Annotated in this window: 19 protein-coding genes; 5 read left to right on the top strand and 14 right to left on the bottom strand. The window is 45.7% G+C overall.

Features of this window, described 5'->3' with window-relative positions:
- Positions 1–16: 16 nt before the first annotated feature.
- The 13 genes from dnaE to FTU69_RS10505 form a co-directional block, all read right to left on the bottom strand.
- Entirely contained in the window at positions 17–3,583 is a 3,567-nt protein-coding gene (gene dnaE / locus FTU69_RS10565; protein WP_045794911.1) for a DNA polymerase III subunit alpha, read from the bottom strand.
- A gap of 266 nt (positions 3,584–3,849) precedes the next feature.
- Positions 3,850–4,545, bottom strand: a complete 696-nt coding sequence (locus FTU69_RS10560; protein WP_180103854.1) for a methionine ABC transporter permease — start codon at positions 4,543–4,545, stop codon at positions 3,850–3,852.
- Positions 4,542–5,567, bottom strand: coding sequence for a methionine ABC transporter ATP-binding protein (locus FTU69_RS10555; protein WP_180103853.1), 1,026 nt, complete (start codon positions 5,565–5,567; stop codon positions 4,542–4,544). Before FTU69_RS10555 ends, FTU69_RS10560 begins: the two co-directional genes overlap by 4 nt.
- A 75-nt stretch (positions 5,568–5,642) precedes the next feature.
- Positions 5,643–6,512 carry a MetQ/NlpA family ABC transporter substrate-binding protein gene (locus FTU69_RS10550; protein ID WP_075166892.1) on the bottom strand — a complete coding sequence of 290 codons (870 nt, stop codon included), beginning with the start codon at positions 6,510–6,512 and terminating at the stop codon, positions 5,643–5,645.
- A 487-nt stretch (positions 6,513–6,999) separates the two neighbouring features.
- Positions 7,000–7,569: a GNAT family N-acetyltransferase gene (locus FTU69_RS10545; protein WP_180103852.1), complete on the bottom strand. Its 570-nt coding sequence runs from the start codon at positions 7,567–7,569 to the stop codon at positions 7,000–7,002.
- A 263-nt stretch (positions 7,570–7,832) separates the two neighbouring features.
- On the bottom strand, positions 7,833–9,116 hold the full coding sequence (purD, locus tag FTU69_RS10540; RefSeq protein WP_180103851.1) for a phosphoribosylamine--glycine ligase: 1,284 nt from the start codon (positions 9,114–9,116) through the stop codon (positions 7,833–7,835).
- A 155-nt stretch (positions 9,117–9,271) separates the two neighbouring features.
- Complete coding sequence (gene purH / locus FTU69_RS10535) at positions 9,272–10,846, bottom strand: bifunctional phosphoribosylaminoimidazolecarboxamide formyltransferase/IMP cyclohydrolase (protein WP_005178775.1); 1,575 nt, start codon at positions 10,844–10,846, stop codon at positions 9,272–9,274.
- 91 nt (positions 10,847–10,937) lie between these two features.
- Positions 10,938–11,207 carry a DNA-binding transcriptional regulator Fis gene (gene fis / locus FTU69_RS10530; protein ID WP_001086304.1) on the bottom strand — a complete coding sequence of 90 codons (270 nt, stop codon included), beginning with the start codon at positions 11,205–11,207 and terminating at the stop codon, positions 10,938–10,940.
- A gap of 368 nt (positions 11,208–11,575) precedes the next feature.
- A complete protein-coding gene (locus FTU69_RS10525; protein WP_168398733.1) occupies positions 11,576–12,445 on the bottom strand; it encodes a DUF3426 domain-containing protein in 870 nt (289 codons plus the stop codon).
- Positions 12,446–12,463: 18 nt separating this feature from the next.
- Positions 12,464–13,366, bottom strand: a complete 903-nt coding sequence (prmA, locus tag FTU69_RS10520) for a 50S ribosomal protein L11 methyltransferase (protein ID WP_005178769.1) — start codon at positions 13,364–13,366, stop codon at positions 12,464–12,466.
- Positions 13,367–13,483: 117 nt separating this feature from the next.
- A complete protein-coding gene (locus FTU69_RS10515; RefSeq protein WP_016659105.1) occupies positions 13,484–14,371 on the bottom strand; it encodes a bile acid:sodium symporter family protein in 888 nt (295 codons plus the stop codon).
- A 77-nt stretch (positions 14,372–14,448) separates the two neighbouring features.
- Positions 14,449–15,333 (bottom strand): bile acid:sodium symporter family protein, encoded by an 885-nt coding sequence (locus FTU69_RS10510; RefSeq protein ID WP_005178767.1) that lies wholly within the window; start codon positions 15,331–15,333, stop codon positions 14,449–14,451.
- Positions 15,334–15,495: 162 nt separating this feature from the next.
- Positions 15,496–15,855 (bottom strand): hypothetical protein, encoded by a 360-nt coding sequence (locus tag FTU69_RS10505; protein WP_045794918.1) that lies wholly within the window; start codon positions 15,853–15,855, stop codon positions 15,496–15,498.
- Between the two features lie 261 nt (positions 15,856–16,116).
- Between FTU69_RS10505 and mnmG the strand changes: the two genes are divergently transcribed.
- On the top strand, positions 16,117–17,997 hold the full coding sequence (gene mnmG, locus FTU69_RS10500) for a tRNA uridine-5-carboxymethylaminomethyl(34) synthesis enzyme MnmG (RefSeq protein WP_180103850.1): 1,881 nt from the start codon (positions 16,117–16,119) through the stop codon (positions 17,995–17,997).
- Positions 17,998–18,321: 324 nt separating this feature from the next.
- Here mnmG and FTU69_RS10495 read toward each other — a convergent pair whose 3' ends face one another.
- Positions 18,322–19,320 carry a YafY family protein gene (locus tag FTU69_RS10495; protein WP_016659102.1) on the bottom strand — a complete coding sequence of 333 codons (999 nt, stop codon included), beginning with the start codon at positions 19,318–19,320 and terminating at the stop codon, positions 18,322–18,324.
- A gap of 245 nt (positions 19,321–19,565) precedes the next feature.
- Here FTU69_RS10495 and FTU69_RS10490 point away from each other — a divergent pair, with 245 nt between their 5' ends.
- The 4 genes from FTU69_RS10490 to FTU69_RS10475 are packed head-to-tail and all read left to right on the top strand — an operon-like array spanning position 19,566 to position 23,280.
- A complete protein-coding gene (locus FTU69_RS10490; protein ID WP_180103849.1) occupies positions 19,566–21,116 on the top strand; it encodes a circularly permuted type 2 ATP-grasp protein in 1,551 nt (516 codons plus the stop codon).
- A gap of 20 nt (positions 21,117–21,136) precedes the next feature.
- Entirely contained in the window at positions 21,137–21,739 is a 603-nt protein-coding gene (locus FTU69_RS10485; RefSeq protein ID WP_016659100.1) for an alpha-E domain-containing protein, read from the top strand.
- Positions 21,736–22,515 (top strand): transglutaminase family protein, encoded by a 780-nt coding sequence (locus FTU69_RS10480; protein WP_104491613.1) that lies wholly within the window; start codon positions 21,736–21,738, stop codon positions 22,513–22,515. Before FTU69_RS10485 ends, FTU69_RS10480 begins: the two co-directional genes overlap by 4 nt.
- 30 nt (positions 22,516–22,545) lie before the next feature.
- A complete protein-coding gene (locus tag FTU69_RS10475; protein WP_005178750.1) occupies positions 22,546–23,280 on the top strand; it encodes a proteasome-type protease in 735 nt (244 codons plus the stop codon).
- The last annotated feature ends 71 nt before the right edge of the window (positions 23,281–23,351 follow it).

The raw sequence follows: 23,351 nt of genomic DNA, 5'->3' as shown, positions 1-23,351 counted from the left end.
TAAAGAAAATTTTAAATTAAGAATATTGACCCATTTCGGCCTGATATAAATCGAGCGCATCATCCATGCTCATGTCCGCTGGAGGTGCCGGAACGTGGGCAGGCTTGGGCTCATGCGCCACCGCTTGGGCGGCTTTAGATTTCACCTGATATTCGATATGCAGAGCATCTTTACCAAAATAATCACGTAGCTTGATCAGCAGTTCATCCATTGGCGCGACTTTCCATTGCACGCCTAAATGCAGTTCAGCAGTGGCATAACCATAATCTACATACAGAATTACAGGAATATGCGTGCTCATATCAATATTGGTATACGGCATCAAAATCTGCTGTACATCACGACTCAGCGTTTTACTGTCATGTTCGGCAGATAGCGTAATCTTGATACTGTTAGCCCGTTTCTGACGGATTTCATTCAGGCTAAAGGCTTTGGTCAGACGCCCCATTGGACGGTCAAAACCTTCGCGCTCATAAATTTCGCCTTCAATCACCACCACTTTTTCAACCTGGATGATGTCTTTAAAGCGCTGGAAACGCTCGTGATTGGCTGATACTTCAATTCGTGCGGTGCCATCATCTAAGGTCACCACCACCCGGTTCGGGAAGTTGGCCACATCCAGCACCAGTCCGGCAAAGACTGTGGTGACCCCACGGCGGGTCGGACTCAGTTCATTAATTCGCGCCGGAATAAAGGATTTCAGCTCAGCCCGGTATACATCAATCGGGTGGCCGGTCAGGTACAGGCCTAAAGTATCTTTTTCACCTTTTAAGCGGACTTCATCGGACCACGGTTTGACCGGTTTTGCCGGTTTGCGCTGTACTTCTTCGACTTCACCAAACAGGTCCATAATCCCGGTTTCACGGTTAGAACGGGCCTGTTCTGCGGCTTGCACCGCTTCTGGTAACTGCGCCATCAGGCTGGAACGTTCAATGCCTAAGCAGTCTAGCGCACCGGCACGAATCAGGGCCTCTAAGGTCCGTTTATTAATTTTTTTCAGGTCAATCCGGTGACAGAAATCAAATAGGTCTTTATATGGTCCTTGCTGGATACGCGAATCAATCACCGATTGCATGGCCTGTTCACCCACGCCTTTAATTGCGCCTAAACCATAAACAATAGTTTTGTCATCGGTGGCATGGAAATGATACAGCGACATATTCACCGACGGTGGTAATACTTCCAGACCATTGTGGCGGCAGTCATCAATCAGGAACACCACGTTATCGGTGTTCTGCATTTCCGAGGACATAACGGCAGCCAGGAACTCAGCCGGGTAATGGGCTTTGAGCCAGGCGGTCTGGTAGGCCACTAACGCATAGGCAGCCGCGTGTGATTTGTTAAAACCATAGCCGGCGAACTTTTCCATATAGTCGAAAATATGGTTGGCGGTGGCTTCATCAATATCTTTTTGGGCTGCACCTTCAATAAAGATTTTACGCTGCTTGACCATTTCTTCGGGTTTTTTCTTACCCATGGCACGGCGCAGCAAGTCTGCACCACCAAGCGTATAGCCGGCACAGTACTGTGCGGCCTGCATCACCTGCTCCTGATACACCATAATCCCGTAAGTTGGCTCCAGTACGCCTTCGAGCAGCGGATGCAGGTATTCAAATTCACCGCCATGCATACGATGAATAAAGTCCGGAATCAGGTCCATTGGACCCGGACGATACAAAGATACGAAAGCAATAATTTCTTCAAATTTACTCGGGCGTGCTTCTTTCAGCATCTTTTTCATGCCCACGGATTCAAACTGGAACACCGCGGTGGTATTGGCATTGGCAAAGACCAAATAGGCATCTTTGTCATCCAGCGGAATATGGGCAATATCCAGCGGGATCTCGGGTTTAACCCGTTTATTAATATTCTGCACCGCATCTTCAATTACAGTCAGGTTACGCAGCCCCAGGAAGTCGAACTTGACCAGACCAGCGGCTTCAACGTCATCTTTATCGTATTGGGCCACCCGGCCGGTGCCATCGGCATCGCACAGTACCGCAGAGAAGTCGGTAATTTTGGTCGGTGCAATGACCACACCACCGGCGTGTTTACCGGTATTTCGGGTAATGCCTTCCAGCTTTAACGCCATTTCCCAGATTTCAGAAGCATCGTCATAGTCCGGGTTACCCGGATTGGTGACAATATCTTTTAACTGCGGTTCAGCCGCCAGCGACTCTTCCAGACTCAGACCCAAAGGTTTGGTCGGAATCATTTTGGAAATACGGTCGGCCAGACCATAAGATTTACCCAAAACCCGGGCCACGTCACGAATCGCGCCTTTAGCGGCCATGGTACCGAAGGTGGCAATCTGCGATACCGCATCACGGCCATAGGTACGGGCCACGTAGTCAATCACGCGGTCACGGCCGGCAATACAGAAGTCGACGTCAAAGTCGGGCATCGAGACACGTTCCGGGTTCAGGAAACGTTCGAACAGCAGTTCATAGCGCAGCGGATCCAGATCGGTAATTTTTAAACTGTACGCTACCAGCGAGCCGGCACCCGAACCACGACCCGGACCGACCGGCACGCCGTTATTCTTCGACCACTGAATGAAGTCCATCACGATCAGAAAGTAACCCGGGAATCCCATCGAGTTAATAATATTAATTTCGTATTCAATCCGCTCATCATACGGTTTGCGGATTTCAGGCCAGTCTTCATCGCGCTGCGCTACCGGATAAAGATGGTTCAGGCGCTCTTCCAGACCTTCCTTGGATAAATGCGCAAAGAAGGTTTCAATGGTATGGCCTTCCGGAATCGGGTAATCCGGCAGGAAGTATTTGCCCAGTTGCAGCGTCACATTACAGCGCTTGGCAATGTGATAGGTGTTTTCAATGGCAGACGGAATGTCGGCAAACAGCTCGGTCATTTCTGCAGCGGTTTTAAAATACTGCTCCGGGCTGTAGTTTTTTGGTCGGCGGCTATCGCCCAAAACATAACCATCGGCAATACAGACGCGCGCTTCATGCGCTTCAAAATCTTCACGGCTGATGAAGTGCACATCATTATGTGCCACCACGCCAATATTATATTTTTTCGCCAGCTGTACCGCTTCATAAATGAAGTCTTCTTCATTCGGGCGATTGGTGCGGGTCAGGGCCAGATAAACCCGGTTTCCAAACTTGGCAATCCATTCTTCAAGTAAAGGTTCGGCTTTTTGCGGGTTCGAGGTACAGAGCATTTTACCGACATCGGAGTGAATGCCGAGCAGGGCGATTAAATCGTCATGCTGCTCCAAGACCCAGTCTTTCTGTACGCAGGGAATATCCAGCTGCTGGCCTTCAATAAAACCGCGCGACACGATTTCGGTCAGATTACGCCAGCCATGATTGTTCATGGCCAGTAAGGTCATGCGATGTTCGGCATCATTCAGGCGGATTTCCGAACCCATGATCGGCTTGATGCCTTTGCCCAGACATTTGCCATAGAATTTGACGGCGGCATGCAGGTTGGACAGGTCGGTGATGGCCAGGGCAGGCATTTCTTCACTGGCTGCGGCTTTGACTAAATCAGGTATACGTACGATAGATTCTGTAATCGAAAATTCAGTATGAATACCAAGATGAACAAAGTGCATAAATCAGTCCCTGCAAAAACCACTGCACATTTTAGCACGGGATTTTGGCTTTCAGTTTGAAATTAAGGGGAAATGGCGAAGTTTTAGATATGTAAACCAACGTAGCGGATTGGTTTCTCATCACTTGAACAGTAATCTGCATGGGCTGAAAACCAGCGTTTTCGGGCTGCTATGAGGGTGATTAACAGCCAAAATAAAACCCTCCGTAGAGGGTGATTAATTTGAGAATGAGTAATCTGTCTCGTTCTGGATAGAGAGGTGAATCCTTATCTGAGTTTAGCCAGCCATTCACCCAGCATCTGCACAATTTGCACCAGAATCAGCAGTACAATGACGGTCAGAATCACCACGCTGGTATCAAAACGCTGGTAACCGTAAGAAATGGCCAGATCACCAATACCACCGGCACCGACGGCACCGGCCATTGCAGTTGCACCAATCAGGCTGATGGTGGCGGTGGTCAGGTTTAGAATCAGCGAGCTACGTGCTTCCGGCAAAATAAACTTGAAAATAATCTGCAGCGGTGTCGCACCCATGGCTTGTGCTGACTCAATAATCCCTTCATTGACTTCCAGCAATGAGGTTTCCACCAGACGGCCAATATATGGACCGACATAAATGGTCAGCGGGACAATGGCAGCCCAGGTGCCAATTGAGGTACCGATCAGAAACTTGGTTAAAGGAATAACGGCAATTAACAGGATAATAAATGGCAGGGAACGTAGCGCATTTACAATCGGGTTCAGGCCATGATAAATCGCGCGGTTCGGTAAAATACCGCCCGGACGGGTGGCGACCAGGGTAATCCCCTGAATAAAGCCCCAGATACAGCCAAACAGCATGGCAAAAAACACCATGTGGAAAGTTTCTTGTAAGGCTGTGACAAACTGGTCCATCGACAGGGCGCTTTTCCAGAACGGCGCGGTCAGGCTGGTGAGCCACTGGACAATTAAATCTCTCATCCTTGTACTCCTGCTTGTTCAACCTGAACCCCATTTTGTTCGAGGAACTGAAGTGCTTGCTGAATAATGGCCGGGTCCCCTAGCAACTGAATAAACATCTGCCCAATCACCGCGCCATTAATTTCAGTCATGTTGGCAAATAAAATATTCAGGCTTAAATCAAACTGTTTAATTACTGCCTGAATCACGGTTTCCTGCGCCGATTTCCCTAAAAATTTCAGGCAGTAAATACTGTGCTGATTCTGGTTTTCCAGATTGTTTAAAATATTCACCGGTAACTGCTGTTGCAGCACGGTTTGAATAAAATTCTTGGTGGTTGGATGCTGCGGCTGGCTAAAAATGTCCAGGGTAGAACCGGTTTCAATCACCTGGCCATGTTCCATAACGGCCACATAATCACAGACTGATTCAATTACATCCATTTCATGGGTGACCATGACAATGGTAATGCCTTGTTCACGATTAATTTTTTTTAGCAGTTCCAGCACCGATTGCGTGGTTTGCGGATCCAGCGCACTGGTGGCTTCATCACAAAGTAAGATTTTAGGATGATTGGCCAGGGCACGGGCAATCCCGACCCGCTGTTTTTGACCGCCAGACAGCTCATCTGGATAGGCATCTTTTTTATGTTTCAGATCAATAAATTCGAGCAGTTCATTCAGGCGTTTTTCACGCTCTCCCGCCGACCAGCCGAGCAGTTTCATCGGCATTTCAATATTGGCCGCTACGGTTTTGGTTTGCAGCAGGTTAAAGTGCTGGAAAATCATGCCGATATTGGCACGTTCCTGACGCAGCGCCTTGGCACTTAAAGCGGTAAAGTCGGTGTTATTGATGATTACCTGACCTTCATTCGGGCGTTCCAGCAAATTAATCAGGCGAATGAGGGTACTTTTTCCTGCACCACTATAACCAATAATTCCAAAGATACTGCCATCTGGAATTTGCAGATTGACCTGATCCAGCGCGCGAATGGTCTGGCCTTTAAGCTGATAATGTTTGGAAATATTCTTAAATTCGATCATAGCGTCAAGAAACTGTACAAAAATGAAAAACAGGCAAAGTACACTTTGCCTGTTTGTTAACTCAGCATTATATGCTTAATTGGTTTCAGTTAAATAGCTGACAGGTTTATTTACCGCAACTTTTGTGCCACCGAAGTTTTGATCTACATACTGTTTCACCGCTTCAGTGTGATAAAGCTCACCGACTTTTTTCAGGATCGGGTCATCTTTACGTGCTTCTGCAACTGCCAATACGTTGACGTTCAGCTTGGTGCTCTGGTCAATTGGTTCGTAGAAGATTGAATCTTTCAGTACGTTTAAACCGCCTTCCATCGCTAGGGTATTGCCTAGCACAATGGCATCCACTTCATCTTTAACACGAACTGCAGTCGCCATTTGAATTGGCTTGATGACAATTGCTTTGGCATTTTCAGTAATGTCATTTGGAGTGCCCGTTGCAGGAGAGAAGCCTGCTTTCAGCTTGATCAGACCTGCAGATTGTAATAACAGCAGGGCACGCGCTTCATTGGCTGCATCATTCGGAATAGCAATGGTCGCGCCGTTCTGGAACTCTTCCACTTTTTTCACTTTGCTTGAGTAAATACCCATTGGCTCAAGATAGGTGGTCGAAACCGGCGCAATCTTCTGCTCATTGTTGGCATTGTAAGCCACCAGATAAGCATAAGACTGGAATGCGTTCACATCAATTTCGTTGTTTGCCACAGCGGTGTTCATTGAAACGTAATCGGTGAAGTTTTTCACTTCCAGCTTGATACCCGCCGCTTCAGTTTCAGGCAAAGTCGCAATATAGCGCCAGATGTCAGCATCGGAACCGGTAGATGCCATGGTGACGGTTTGTACAGTTGCAGCATCAGTTTGTGCGGCGTCAGTTGCCGGCGTTTCCTGTTTTGCACAGCCAGCTAAACCAACAGAAAGACCTAGAACCAGGCCAAGGAACTTTTTCATGTGTCCATCCCAAATAAAGTGAAGCAGCCAAGCTGTTACTTTATTGATAATTTTAAGCGCCGGGATTTCACTTGAGCCGAAAGAGGCGAGATTCAAGTCCATCCAGTGCGCGAATTCGTTTAGGCTTTCAGCTATCTGCTGTATTTTTCAATTGACTTTAAAAGCGCTTAAAGCCATGTAATTGAAAACTTTATTTTTAGAAGATAGCGAAAAAATGGTCTACATCATAACAATAAATTGATATACAAAATAGTGTATAGAAACTAGACCTTTAGCCGTATTCCTGCATAAGTAAAGTTCATAAAATAAGAAAAGAATAAATAAATCAATTTACTATTTTGAATTGAAAGGGCTAAATCTATGAAAAAATCTTATAGATGTTTATATAAAAAATTATCCAATCTAAATCGTAAAAATAGATATAGCACAGATGGGGTAGGATGATAGATCTTTATAATGATTATTTCCTTCAATCCTATGACAGTTTTCATCCAAACTTGAGATTTTTAATGCGCTTGCAGATAGCTTTGGCGATCAATTTGATAGACACATGCATGAGTAAAGGATGATCTGCCGGCACCAGCGGATGCGCAAAGGTTTTGACTTTGCTTAAGCCAATTTTTTGCATGACTTTTTCCGAGGGCGTGTTGAGCACGGTAGTAAAGGAAACTACGTTGTCCAGCTGTAGCTCACGAAAAGCATAATCCAGTACGGCTTTTGAGCCTTCGGTGGCATAACCGTTGTGCCAGTATTGCTTGGCTAGTCGCCAGCCAATTTCAATACATGGGGCAAAATCATAGTGTTCCAAATGCTGATGTAAGCCAATAAACCCGATAAATTCACTGCTGCTTTTTAGTTCGACAGCAAACAGGCCCCAGCCGTGTGTGGCAATAAAATTTTGGATACGTTGCATAAAAGCCAGACTTTGCTGCTCGGTCAAGGGATTGAGGAAATAGCGCATGACTTCAGGATCGGCACACATTTGGATAAATGGGGATGCATCACTGTCTTGCCATTGGCGGAGGATCAGGCGAGGGGTTTGGAGGTGGATTTTCATGTTAAAATGATTAATAAGCTCTTGATACATCATAAATGCATTTATCAAGAAAAGAATGATAATTTCCGTAATGAGATAAGACATGAAATCCCTTCTCTTGCGCTATATATGGCTCAGGGAGAAGGTGAGGCGGAGGGTTGGCTTCATAATGAAAAATTAAAGCACCTCTCCCTAACCCTCTCCTGAGAGGAGAGGGAAAATTTAGAAGCATAAAAACCCCCGCATTCAGCGGGGTTTTTTTACTTAATCAATCTAAGAGAGAATTAAGCATTTTCACGCGCAATCGCACGGTAACCAATATCTTTACGATATTGAACGCCGTCGAAGGTTACTTTTTGGCAAAGTTCTAAAGCTTTTGCTTGTGCTTCACCAATGGTGTTGCCTAGTGCAGTTACGCAAAGTACACGACCACCAGCAGTGACAATCTCACCATTTTCATTGGCTTTTGTACCGGCATGGAACACTTTGGCATCGGTCATTTCGGTGTTTAAACCAGAAATCACATCGCCATTGCTAGACGTTTCTGGGTAGCCTTTAGATGCTAAAACAATACCGACAGTCTTACGCTCATCCCATTCAGCTTCTGCTGGCAAGTTACCTGCAATACCAGCCTCAACCAGATCAACCAAAGATGATTTTAAACGCATCATGATTGGTTGAGTTTCAGGGTCGCCGAAACGACAGTTAAACTCGATCACCTTTGGTTGACCTTGTTCATCAATCATCAAGCCAGCGTACAAGAAACCGGTGTATACGTGACCATCTGCTTTCATACCGTCAACGGTTGGGCGCATTACTTCTTTCATCACGCGCTCAAATACGTCTGCAGTCACCACAGGCGCAGGAGAGTAGGCACCCATACCGCCTGTGTTTGGACCTTGGTCGCCTTCAAAAATACGTTTATGGTCTTGAGAAGTGGCCATTGGCAAGATGTTGTCGCCATCAATCATACAAATGAATGATGCTTCTTCACCTACAAGGAATTCTTCGATGACTACGCGAGAACCGGCATCACCAAATTTGTTGCCTGCCAGCATGTCATCAATGGCTGCAAATGCTTCTTCGTTGGTCATCGCCACGATTACGCCTTTACCTGCAGCAAGACCATCCGCCTTGATCACAATCGGCGCACCATTTTTTTCAACAAAGGCTTTGGCTGCATCAACTTCAGTGAATACGTCATAGAATGCAGTTGGAATGTTGTGGCGTTTTAAGAAATGCTTGGCAAATGCTTTAGAGCCTTCAAGCTGCGCTGCAAACTGGGTTGGACCCCAGATTTTTAAACCTGCTTCACGGCAAGCATCCACCACACCATTGACCAGCGGTGCTTCAGGACCAACCACGATTAAATCTACCGCATTGTTTTTTGCAAAGTCGATAATCGCCGCATTGTCTAAAATGCTTAAATTGATGTTTTCACATTTAGCTTCGGTTGCTGTACCTGCGTTGCCTGGTGCAACAAAAACTTTAGCAACTTTTTCATCTTGTGCGATTTTCCATGCCAATGCATGTTCACGACCGCCATTACCCAAAACTAAAATGTTCATTTAAAAAATCCCTCAAAATTGAATCCCTCCCAACCTCCCTTTAAGAAAGGGAGGGGAATCGCGAAAAACACTGTTCTCTTACGCGAAAAGTCCCCCTTTTTACAAAGGGGGATTTAGGGGGATGATTAAATACGACTTCTAATTAATTTAGTTAATTAGTGACGGAAGTGACGCATGCCAGTGAACACCATGGCAATACCAGCTTCGTCAGCTGCTGCAATGGTTTCTTCATCACGCATAGAACCACCCGGCTGGATAATGCATTTGATCCCTGCTTTCGCAGCGTTATCAATACCATCACGGAACGGGAAGAATGCGTCAGATGCCATCACTGCACCTTCAACCACGAGGCCTGCATGTTCAGCTTTAATTGCTGCAATACGCGCAGAGTTTACACGGCTCATTTGGCCTGCGCCCACACCGATGGTTTGACGGTTTTTCGCATACACAATCGCGTTAGACTTCACGTATTTCGCCACTTTCCAGGCAAAGATCATGTCGTCAATTTCTTGCTCGGTTGGAGCACGTTTGGTCACCACTTTAAGATCATCTTTGGTGATCATGCCCAAGTCTTGGTCTTGCACCAGCAAACCACCGTTGACACGTTTGTAGTCCATTTGTGGCGCACGTTCGTCAATTGCTGGTAATTCGCCACAGACCAGTACACGTACGTTTTTCTTCGCGCCAGTCACGTCCAAAACACCTTCAGCAACGCTTGGTGCAATAATCACTTCAACGAATTGACGGTCAACAATGGCTTGTGCAGTTGCAACGTCTAATTCACGGTTGAATGCAATGATGCCACCGAATGCAGATTCAGGATCGGTTGCATAAGCCAAGTCGTAAGCCGCTTGAATGCCGTCTAAAGATACCGCAACACCACATGGGTTGGCGTGTTTTACGATCACACAAGCAGGTTTCGCGAATGATTTCACGCATTCAAGCGCAGCATCAGTGTCGGCGATGTTGTTATAAGAAAGTTCTTTACCTTGCAGCTGTTTAGCTGTTGAAACAGATGCTTCAGTTGCCGCTGGGTCTACATAGAATGCAGCCGATTGATGCGGGTTTTCACCGTAACGTAAATCTTGTGCTTTGTTCAATTGTGTATTGAACGTACGCGCAAATTTGTCTGCTTCGCCTTGTTCTTTACCTACGCGAGCGCCTAAGTAAGATGCGATCATGCCGTCGTATTGTGCAGTATGTTCAAATGCTTTCACTGCCAGGTCAAAACGGGTTGCGTATGACAGGCTGCCTTCAGCTTTAAGCTCGGCAATAACAGTCGCATAGTCAGATGCGTTGACGACGATACCGACAGACGCATGGTTTTTCGCCGCAGCACGAACCATGGTTGGACCACCGATGTCGATGTTTTCAATCGCATCTGGCAGGGTGCAGTCAGGTTTTGCAACCGTTGCTGCAAATGGATAAAGGTTCACTACCACCAAATCGATTGCATCGATGTTGTGTTCTGCCATTACAGCTTCGTCTAGACCGCGACGAGCCAGAATGCCGCCATGAATTTTAGGATGTAAAGTTTTTACACGACCATCCATCATTTCTGGAAAACCGGTGTGCTCTGAAACTTCAACTACAGCGATATTGTTGTCTTTAAGCAACTTATATGTACCGCCTGTAGATAAAATTTCTACCCCAAGAGCCACTAGATTTTGTGCAAATTCAACAATTCCAGTTTTGTCAGAAACAGAGATTAAAGCGCGTTTAATAGTCATGATTTTCGTCACAGTTATCAAAAAACAGATTAAAACATTAGCAAAATGCGGTTAAAAAAAATGCCCACGAAAGCCGCGAGCATTTTATCATTTATTCACTCATTAAACCGTGAGCTTTTAACTTTTTACGTAAAGTACCACGGTTTAAGCCTAGAATCTCGGCAGCACGTGTCTGGTTGCCACGTGTATATTCTAGAACTACAGATAAAAGAGGTTTCTCCATTTCTGCTAGCACCATGTCATACACCTGAGAAGGTTGCTCGCCTTGCAATTGAGCAAAGTAATGGCGAACTGCGCGATCAACGTGGATACGAAGAGCGACATCAGATTGTGCAGTAAAAATAGGAGATTTGCTATTCATGCGAATTAATCCGAAAAATCAGATATCACTTGGGTAAAGTGATATATAAATGTGGTCTATAAATAAATGAACCCCGTTTTAGATCCTAAAACGAGAGTTCTAAAACTGGAACATTTAGCTTGCCACAACTCACAGCGCTGGTCGAAAAATAAGCGTAACAATAGATTAATAATTGTTACAGACCAAAAATCGAAACGAAAAAACCTGCTCAATACGCGTTATTGAAAATAAGGCGCATTCTGCGAGTTTCTATTTGTTTTGAATTACTGAGGAGTATGCAGCACTAAGCTTACGTGGCGCGTATCATACCATTGTCTTAGAAAAAGTGAGCAAGAAAACTGCACTTTTTTTACATTTTTTTTTAATTTTTAAGGCTTGATAATTTCTAAATTATAGGTATCAAAGCTTTTTCGGGTCACTGGCAGCTGAATTTCAAACTTGAATGGGGTATTTTTTGGAATCCGCTCAATGCTGGCCAGACTTTTAATTAAATACTCTTTCGGTTCGAGTACATAGGTCGCCACTTCTTCATTATCATCTTTTAAGGTGATTTTCAGTTTTGGCAATACCAAACTCTTGTCATGAAAATTGATCAGCTCGCCGGAGAACAAGGTATGTTCATGGTCATAGCGTTTCACCCGCACACGGTTAATTGAAATCAGGCTGTACTGCTTTTCAAAGGTTTCACAGTTAAACAGCTGGCAGACCCCGTTAAAAGCCACAGTCAGGGCAGGGCTGTTGTTCATGAATTTCGGGTTAAACCATAGAATCTGGAAAATCAGCAAACCGACCAGACTAAAATTGACAATACCCCACAGCGTGTAATAGCCCGCACCATGTTTCTTGCGTTCTTGCTGCAGTTCATTTTCAGACAGATTCATCGAGGGAATACTGGCAATCGGTTCGGTGCTGAAATAATTCAGATTGTTTAAGTAGGTCTTTAAATCAATATTGGAATGTTCAACCTTACGGTCAAAAATATCCAGTAGATGGGTTTCATGCGTGTCGTCAAAAGTCAGACCATGATCGGCCAGAACAGGTGAGCTGACCTGGCCGCCAGTAAAACCGTTGTATTCGAGCTGGGTTGGCGCAGGCTTTGGCTGCACCAGATGCGAGAGTGCATTAAAGGTGGATGCACATTTGGGACAGCAAACCATGCCCTGAGCCACTGTAAGCTGTGCAACAGAAACTTTATAGGTGGTTAAACACTCGGGGCACTTGGTCTGCTTTTCACTCATAAGATCTATAGAGGTTAATTAATGCGGCTGGCGCTTCCCGGAAATTCGGCACCAGTTTTCTTCACGTTTTTCGACCTCTAATATATCAAAAAATTCAGAATAAACACTAGAAACTTCAGCAACTTGCTCTTCTATTACACCTGCAAGTGCGAACTCTCCCTCAGATTTGGTTAAAGTTGCGAATTCAGGCGCAAGCATCATTAACGGGCCAGCCAGAATGTTGGCAACCAGTACATCGGCTTTCTGATCTTTTAAGGTTTCATTAAACTCTTCAGGCAGACCGACAAACAGACGATCCAGTACGCCATTCAATTCAGCATTTTGCTGGGTGGCTAAAACCGCTTGTGGGTCAATATCAGTGGCATAGACTTTTTTCGCACCTAAAAGTAGGGCAGCAACACCTAAAATGCCAGAACCGCAACCATAGTCGATGACGATTTTATCTTTAACATCGGTTTTACCTAACCATTGCAGGCACAGGAACGTTGAGGCATGGTTACCGGTACCAAAGGCCAGACCCGGATCCAGTTTAATATTCACCGCATCTGCTTCAGGGGGCTCTAGCCATTCCGGTACAATCCAGAATTTTTCAGCAATCTGGATTGGCTCGTAATAATCCATCCATGAGCGTTCCCAGACCTGATCTTCCAGGAATTCGCTACGCATTGGTGCATCTGGCAGTTGAGTGCGAATGAAAGTTTCCAGCGCAGCCACATCAATTTCTTCGTTTTCGTCCTGTGCATAAATACCGGTCACAATCACCTTGTTCCACAGCGGTGTTTCGCCTGGAAGTGGTTCAAGCAAGTCCTGATTTTCAGCATCATCCAGCGTTACACTCACGGCGCCAAGTGAGCTGAGTAATGTTTCAGTAAAGTCGACTTGAGCTTGATCAACAGTAATATGTATTTGTAACCACTTCACAGGAATAACCTAATTTGTTTTTTCAAAAGGATATTGTAGCGGAAGGCAATCGGTTTCGCCTACCAATGTACAAAATAAAAAGGATGCCAGCGCGACATCCTTGGGTGAAAAAAGTACTTAACTGTTTGCCACCACAGGCTTGGGTTCGGCAATCGGCACAAAGCGGTTTAATAACATGCCAAAAATGGCGGCGAAGATATACATGAAAATAGAATAGACTGCCGCTGGCATGGCCACGGTTGAACTGGCCATAACGGTTAAGGCAATGGTCATGGCAAGCGTGCTGTTATGAATCCCAATTTCAAAGGCACTGGCACGGGCCTGGGCGCTATTAATCCCAAACAGGCGTGGGACGAAGTAACCAATCACCAGACTGGAAATACAGAACAGTGCGGTAGCCAGGCCAATATCACCAATATAATTCAGGATATTGTGTCGCTCCTGCACAATAGCCCCGATGATAATTAAAATCAGAAAGATCACTGCAAAAATCCGTAACGGTTTATTCAGTTTCTCGGTCAGTCGCGGGGCATAATGACGAATTAACATGCCAATAATCACCGGCACAATAATAATCCCGAATACCTGCAAGATTTTACTGAATTGCAGGCCAATGCTTTGGTCAGCCTGTAAAAAGTGGGCAATTGCGAAATTGACGATAATGGGTAAGGTCAGTGCTGCAATCACCGAGTTAATTGCGGTTAAGGTAATGTTGAGCGCCAGATCGCCCTTAAATAAATAACTGAACAGGTTGGCGGTACTGCCACCCGGCGAAGCAGCCAGCAGCATCATGCCGACGGCCAGTAACGGCGGTAGTGCCAGAATTTTACATAATAAAAAGGCAATCCCGACCAGCAATACCAGCTGGCAAAATAGTGCGACCAGGACTGCTTTGGGGTGTTTGGTAACGCGTGCGAAATCTTTGGGCGTGAGTTCCAGCCCCAGCCCAACCATAATAATGGCCAGCGCCAAGGGCAGCATAACGGTAATAATGCCTGAATCCATATGACCTTCCTGTCAAATTTATCCTTGTGAGAAAAGACAGTTGCTTCATGCAAAATATCTTTTACTGTTTATTCAAATTACTCTATGACTTTCTGTTTTACCGAATTTAACGGCATTCGTCTAGCCAGTAAATGTCCAAAGATCAAGGCAAACATATACATGAAGATGGTGTAAATGGCGGCAGGAATGGCAATCTGGGTGCTTTGCAGCACAGACAGTGCCAGGGTTAAAGACAGCGCGGTGTTATGAATACTCATAAAGAAACCGCAGGAGCGCGCCTGCTGTTCGGGAATGTCCATCAGTTGTGGCAGTACATAACCGGCCACCAGACTAACAAAAGCATACAGGGCGGTGGCCAGTCCAACCTGTTCCATATACTGCGCCAGTTGATAGCGTTCCTGAAAGAGCGCGAAAAAAAACAGGGCAAAAATAAAATATACCGACATGCGCCGAATCGGTTTACTCAGCCGTTTGGCCAGCTCTGGAAAAGACGAGCGAATGGCCATCCCCAGACAGACTGGCACTAAAATTAGCAGGAAGGTATAGGCAATCCGCTCAATTGGCATGTTGATTTCGGTCTGATCGGCCATAAAATAGCGCATGGCAATACTAATCACAAAAGGCAGGGTTAAAATGGCCATCACCGAATTGATGGCAACCACGACAATATTTAAAGCCACATCGCCTTTATAGACATAGCTGAACAGGGCAGAGGTGGAACCACTAGGGGTGGCCGACAGCAGCATTAACCCCACTGCCAGCAAAGGAGGCAGTTCTAAAAACAGGCAGAGAATAAATGCCAGTCCAACCAGCAAGACCTGCCGGGTAAACAAGGCAATAAAAATGACTTTCGGTTGCTGATTGACCCGAATAAAATCTTTAGGGCTGAGTAGCAAGCCCAAACCCATCATTAATACCGCCAAGGTTAGCGGTAGAAAGAAGGTAAAAATGCCGCTTTGCATGGCATCATCCTATTTAATTCTTATTTTCCCCAGTTTCAGTGTAATTGAGTTGAGTTTTAAATCAACTATAAAAATAATAAAAACAGCCATTTACTTGGTAATAAATGGCTGTTTTCTTGATTGAGTTCACATATTTTGACTAGATGTGAATCGGGTTGGAGTTTACATTTGAGCAGGACGCGGCGGGGTAAATCCAAGGGCACATTTACCACGAACTTCTGCACCAGAAATGGTTGCCGTGGTTGCATTCATGTCTTGGCCACAGGTGGTATACAGTGCAGCTTCATCACCCTGAATATCGAGTTTTCTGTCTGCCGGGAAAAACTGTGGCTGGCAGGTGCCGTTCCAGATAATGCCACGATAGGCAAAGCTGACAGCAGCACCTTGAGATTTGCCTTTACAGACATTCTGATAGCGCTGTGAATCGTACACTTTTTCAACTTTGTCATTTGCCTGTACAGCTGCAAATGGAGATAAACATAAACCGCAGAGGATGGATGAGAGGAGTATCTTCTTATTCATAATTCGTACCTGTGCTTGTTTGTAATGAGTACATGATTTAGGATAAAAAATAATCAAAATAAAACAACCTATATCTGGTTAATTTTTAATATGAAATGTTTTTATTTGCGGTATATCTGCAACGTTCATTTACATTGCCAGGCGATCAATCAGGTGAAAAACCACGAGAAAATCCAAATAAAATTGACTTAATCTGTCAACTTATACGCCGGCTTTTGCTATAATATTCTGTCATTTCTTTTTATCTCTCAATTTACCACTATGCATTATCCTAAAGTTTACGATGTCATTGTTATCGGCGGCGGTCACGCGGGTACGGAAGCGGCTTTGGCTGCAGCGCGTATGGGCCGACAAACCTTGCTCTTAACTCATAACATTGAGACTTTGGGGCAGATGAGCTGTAACCCGGCCATTGGTGGTATTGGTAAATCGCATCTGGTGCGTGAAATTGATGCCTTGGGCGGTGCGATGGCGCTGGCTGCCGATAAAGGCGGGATTCAATTCCGTATTCTGAACTCGCGTAAAGGTGCTGCAGTGCGTGCTACACGTGCGCAGGCTGACCGTGTGCGTTATAAAGCCGCGATTCGTGAAACGCTTGAGAACCAAGCAAACTTGGATATTTTCCAGCAAGCGGCGGATGACCTGATTGTAGAAGGCGATACCGTTAAAGGTGTGGTCACCCAAATGGGCATTCGCTTTGATGCCAAAACGGTAGTATTGACTGCCGGGACCTTCCTGGGTGGCGTGATTCACGTCGGTCTGGAAAAATCCAGCGGTGGTCGTGCCGGTGATCCACCCTCTATTTCTCTGGCACACCGTTTACGTGAATTACAACTACCAGTGGGCCGTTTAAAAACTGGGACTCCACCGCGTATTGATGCACGTTCAGTTGATTTTTCGGTGATGACCCCGCAGCCGGGTGATTTCCCATCTCCAGTGATGTCATTTATGGGCGATGCCTCGATGCATCCTGAACAGGTTAACTGCTATATCACGCATACCAATGAAAAAACCCATGACATTATCCGTGGTGGTTTGGATCGTTCGCCAATGTATACCGGCGTGATTGAAGGGGTAGGTCCACGTTACTGTCCTTCGATTGAAGATAAAATTCACCGTTTTGCCGACAAAGATTCGCACCAAGTCTTCTTGGAGCCTGAAGGTTTAGATACCCATGAGCTGTATCCAAACGGGATTTCAACGTCACTGCCATTTGACGTGCAGTTTGAACTGGTGCGCTCAATCCGCGGTATGGAAAATGCGCATATTCTGCGTCCGGGTTATGCGATTGAATACGATTACTTTAACCCGCAAGCATTGAAATTCACCTTGGAAACCAAAGCAATCAATAACCTGTACTTTGCCGGTCAAATCAACGGTACCACCGGTTATGAAGAAGCGGGTGCGCAGGGTTTACTTGCGGGCTTGAACGCTGCACGCCGTGCCTGGGATCAGGAACAGTGGACGCCAAAACGTGATGAAGCGTATATGGGCGTGCTGGTTGATGACCTGATTACCTTGGGAACCAAAGAACCGTACCGAATGTTCACCTCACGTGCTGAATACCGTTTAATGCTGCGTGAAGACAATGCGGATCAGCGTTTAACTGCGATTGGCCGTGAACTGGGTCTGGTGGATGATGCACGCTGGAATGCTTACTGTGAAAAAATGGATGCAGTTGAGCGTGAGAAAGGCCGTTTACAGCACTTGTGGGCTGCGCCAAACAACCCGATGGGTAAAAAATTCGTTGAGATGACCGGTGCTGATCTGTCCAAAGAATGTTCTGCGATTGATTTGCTTAAACGTCCGAACATCACTTTTACGCAAATTGCCGAACTGACTGGCTCGGAAGTGTCGCAGCAAGTCGGTGACCAGATTGAAATTGCGGTAAAATACGAAGGGTATATCAACCGTCAGCATGAAGATGTAGCGCAGATGAAACGTCTGGAAGAAACCAAAATCCCGGCTGATTTTGATTATGACGGCGTATCTGGTCTGTCGCGTGAAATCACCATGAAGCTGAAACAGGTATTGCCGGAAACTCTGGCACAGGCCAGTCGTATTCCAGGCGTGACTCCTGCGGCAGTTCAATTGGTGATGATCACCATTCGTAAAAATGCCCAAGCCCGTAAATCTGCTTAAAAGATCCTAATTTGTGAAAAAGCCTGCGGTTGAGATCGCGGGCTTTTTTATGTGCTGAATAAATAAAGTGGAAATTGAGTTTAAGAAAAAACAGATTTAAGCTGCAGATCTTATGATTTCACAGATGATATTGGAGCCGTTACAGTGATCTTATCCAAACAGAGAGGAGTGCACGATGACCTTAAAAACCATTCGTTATAATACGGCTGAACTGGCATGCTAACAGCAATAGCATCCTGTTCAACTTCCCTAAAAATCAGCAGCGATAACAAAAAAATTGAAAAAATGATAAGCAAATGTTAGGTCCCGGACTTGGGACCTTTTTTATTCATTGACTTGATGCACAGCGTCAGACACTTCTGCCGGTTCAATCTGTACCAGTTTTTTGCCAAAACTGCGCAGCCACCACACCAGTTGCGAGGTAAATGGTACATTGGAAATGACCTGATACAAGCCATTGTCCAGCTGGATAATCTGCTGGTCTTTGCTTAAACGGGTTTCTTCAAAATAATGCGCATCGGCTTCTGACATGGTCAGTTTCAACTCGATATTTTCAGTCGGCTTGCTGTAATCGACTCTAAAGCCCAGCGCGCCGGATTCAATATAGGCATCAATATCAAAATTAACCGGATGCAGGGCGCGGGAATTTAATACCTCCGCCGATTTAAAGCGATGCAGGGCAAAGGTCTGAATATCGGTTTTGTCGTGTCGGGTGCAAATCAGATAAATCACTGCACCTTTTTGTACCAGCGCCAGCGGATTCAGAATATAGGTCTTTTCTTCCGAAGCGGTGGTACGTGGATGGTAAACACATTCCAGCTGTTTATCCTGCAATAAGCCTTCATAAATGGCCTGTTGTGCGCTTTTATCGACCACTGGCGGAATCAGCGGCTGAATGGCCGGCACAATCCGCACCCGGTTAATCCACTGGCGGACATTGTTCTGGGTCGACAGGCTGCGCCGTGCCAGATCAAACCACGGAGTCATTTCCTCAATCAGGCTAGGTGGTAACAGATGTTTGAGATGTTCTTCCACCATCATAAAGGTGACTGCCTGTGAGCTGGTCATGTGCGGCAGGCTTTGTAGCGGTGCATCGGAGCGCCAGCGCCAGCCTTGCGGGACGGTGCCATTATTTTCAATCGGGAAGCGCTGCGAAATCTGGTTTAAATCACGCTGGATGGTACGTAGGCTGATATCAATGCCTTCACGTTGCAGAATTTCCTGTAATTCACGGGTGCCCATCCATTTTCCGGTAGAAAGGCGGGACAGGATTTGCCACTGGCGATAGAGGCTATTGGACGTTTCTTTTTCTTGTGTCGACATATTGGAATCAGCGCTGAGATAAATATTGGAGAGTACATGGCTATAGTCCACACAATAAGAAATGTCATGCTTTTTGGCAAGTGGCAGGCACGAGGTCTGGCGATAAATTGATACAAGATGAAGCAAAATAAGATTTGTTTTATCTGTACAGATCGGCGATAAAGAAAGAGTGAATGCTAAGTCACAATTATTGGCACTGGAATTGCTTATATAAAATTAGAAAGGATAACAATGATGAGGTTTGTATGCTGAAAGAAAATCAAGATACAAATTCAATAGATACAATAACATCAGATCATCTTTTAGAGCGGGTGCAGGTCTCGGTGACCGATATTTCGCTGCCGCAGCAAAAATCATCTGTATTATTCGAACAATTGAAATCTGAATTTTTTAATGAATTGTCGGGCGAACAGAGCCTTGCCGATAGTGCCGCGCAGAAAATCGAACAATGGCTGACCCAGCACAGTTTAGAAGAACTGACAGCACTGAATGATGCCGCCAAAGCACATTTTCTGTATCAGGGAATTACCTTTACCGTGTATGGCGATCAGGAAGGCACCGAGCGCACCATTCCTTTTGATATTATTCCGCGAGTTATGGCCCGGCAGCAATGGAATACAGTGGCCTTGGGCTGTGCCCAGCGTACCCGGGCGCTAAATCTGTTTTTACATGATATTTATCATCAACAGGATATTCTAAAAGCCGGTATCGTACCGGAACTGCAGGTGCTGACCCACGAAGCCTATCAGCCACATATGCTTGGTCATGGTCTGAAGGGTAAGGTCTATAGTCAGATTAGTGGCATTGACATTATTCGTGATCAGCACGGTGAATTTTTTGTGCTGGAAGACAATTTAAGAACGCCATCGGGTGTGTCTTATATGCTGGAAAGCCGTAAGATTAGCCAGAAACTGATTCCCCAGCTGTATCAGCAGAATAATATTCAGGGCATCGAGCATTATCCGCAGCTTTTAAAAGAAATTCTGGCCGAAAATGCCTATGTCGATCAGCCTTTTATTGTGGTGCTGACCCCGGGGCGCTATAACAGTGCCTATTATGAACATGCATTTTTAGCCCGTGAGATGGGTGTACCTTTGGTAACATCGAGTGACCTGTTTGTATTAAATGACAAGGTTTATGTGAAAACGGTGCGGGGCAAACAGCAGGTTGATGTAATTTATCGCAGGGTAGATGATGCATTTTTAGACCCGCTCTGTTTCAAACCGGACAGCACCTTGGGTGTACCGGGCCTGATGTCGGCCTATTTACAGCATCACGTCGTCATCGCCAATGCGCCGGGAACCGGGGTGGCCGATGACAAATCCATTTATCCTTATGTCGATAAAATGATTCATTTCTATTTGGGTGAACAACCAATCTTAAATAATGTCCCGACCTATCAATGCCGCGAAGCAGATGATCTGGCCTATGTGCTGGAACATCTGGAACAGTTGGTAGTGAAAGAAGCACAAGGTTCAGGTGGATATGGCATGCTGATTGGTCCTCAAGCCTCCGAGGAGCAACTGGCCGAGTTTAAAATGAAAATTCTGGCCGCACCGCAAGCCTACATTGCCCAGCCGACCCTGAATCTGTCGGTGAGTCCGACTTTAACCGAACAGGGCATTGCCGAACGGCATATTGATTTACGTCCTTTTGTGCTCAGCTCGCCTTATCGCACTGAAATTGTTCCCGGTGGTTTAACCCGTGTAGCCATGCAGGCCGGTTCGCTGGTGGTCAATTCATCTCAAGGTGGTGGCATTAAAGATACCTGGGTGGTTGATCCCTTACATTCATAACAACTCCCAAGGAGAATCATGTGATTTTACTGAGTCGTAATGCACAGCAGATTTTCTGGTTGGGTCGTTATTTGACCCGCATCCAGTATTTATGCAGTCAGTTTCCATTTAAATATAATGATGATGCCTTGCAGTATGCACACGCATTCTGTTTGCCAGCCTTTGATGCGGCATCTTTAAATGAGCTGATTCTAAATCCGGAACAGCCCGCCTCTTTTCATCAGCAGTTTCAGTATGCCAAAGATAATATTCAGGATTTACGCGGGGTCTTGTCGGCACATGCCTATGCCGAATTAAACCAGTACATTAAAAATGCCAAAGAAAATCCGGCCTATATCTGTGATGTAGTTGGAGATTGTCATGAAGTCTTAGAAGCTGAAGCATCTGATATTTTCCTGTTCTTTAAACTGGGGCAGCATCTCGAGCAACTGGACCGGCAATTGCGCTTAAAGCAGGATATTCAGGGCACGGTCTATTATATTGAAGTGGTGGTAGGGTTATTGACCCAAGCCGGCTGGGATTCTTTACCCGAAATCTGGATGAAGCTGAAGCAGCAGCCCGACAGCATGCATTTTTACCAGTTTAGTGACCATATCCAGCAACTGTTCGAGGCCGATGCATGAGGCTCATGATTAATCACCAGACCCATTATCATTATTCGGCACCGGCCTGTAACAGTATTCAATATATTAAAATGACCCCGCCGAACAATGCCCATCAACAGGTTCATCATTGGGCGATTAGTGTGCCAGGGGAATCCGAGATTAAACAGGATGCTTTTCAGAATATCTGGATGACCAGCACCCAGCGCTTTAGCTATCAAAGTCTGAGTATTATGGCGCAGGGCATTGTCGAGTTGCGTCCGCAGACACGCTGGGGCCTGCAAGATCAGCTGAATCCCTATCTATTTTTACAACCAACAGCCAGCACGCTGTGCAGCCCTGAAATGCAGTGTTTTGCACGGCAGTATGTGTTGCAGGTGAATCGTGACAACCTGATCCGTTTGTCAGAAGCGATTTTAAGCCATATGCCATACCGTCCGGCCCAAACTTCGGTGCAGACCACCGCCATTGAAGCCTTTCAGGCCAAACAGGGCGTCTGTCAGGACCATGCCCATGTGCTGATTGCCATGTGTAAATCTTTAGGCATCCCGGCACGTTATGTTTCCGGTTATTTATATAGCAGCAACAGTTCACATCTTGCCAGCCATGCCTGGGTAGAGGTATTTTTAGAACAGCACTGGTACTGTTTTGATGTCAGCAATCTGGCTTTTCAGCCAGACTCGCATGTCTATCTGGCCGTCGGGCGGGATTATTGGGATGTGGCGCCGGTCCGTGGCGTAAGAGAAAAAGGCGGCATCGAGCACATGCAGACCATGGTGCAGGTTCTGGCCTGCTAAGTAATGGATGACAATTAAAAGGATAATGCTATGACGTATTGCTGTGCGCTGCGTTTAAAAGATGGTCTGGTGTTTATTAGTGATTCGCGTACCAATGCCGGGGTCGATCACATTTCGGTATTTCGCAAGCTGTATACCTTTGGGGTGGAAGGCGAGCGCCTGATTACCATTCAGACCTCGGGCAACCTAGCGACCACACAGGCAGTCATCGGTCATTTAAAAAATCATCTGACTTTAAACCAGGAACCGCATTTATATAGTGTCAAAACCATGTTTGAAGTGGCAGAATTGGTGGGTTGTTTGCTGAAAAAAGTCATTCAGGATGTTACCGACGATAAAGACGAGCAGCATAATTATTATTGCAATTTGCTGGTGGGCGGGCAGATTAAAGGCGAGCCGATGCAGCTGTATCATATTTATCCGCAAGGCAATTTTATTTGCGCCACGCGTGATACGCCGTTTTTCCAGATTGGAGAAAGCAAATATGGCAAACCAATTCTTGACCGGGCCTTACGCTATGATATGTCGCTGGAAGATGCCTTACGCTGCGGCCTGATTTCTTTTGATTCCACTTTACGTTCCAATGTGTCCGTGGGTATGCCGCTGGACTGTATGGTTTATCATAAAGACAGCCTGCATATTCCTTTGGGCAAACGTATTTGCGAAGAAGACCCGTACTTTGAATATATCAGCAAGCAGTGGTCCGATACCTTAAGACGCGGGTTGCAGGAATTGCCGGTGCCAACCGAAGATTATTTGACTTAAAAGCTCAGTCCCTTTATTTTAATCAAGTTTTCCTTGAATGATAAATCCTTAAGAAAATCAAAAAATATTCG

This window comes from Acinetobacter sp. YH12134 (assembly GCF_013418555.1).
GTDB classification, from domain to species: Bacteria; Pseudomonadota; Gammaproteobacteria; order Pseudomonadales; family Moraxellaceae; genus Acinetobacter; species Acinetobacter indicus.
Note: the sequence above shows the minus strand (reverse complement) of the source record. Positions and strands in the feature narration are given on the sequence as shown.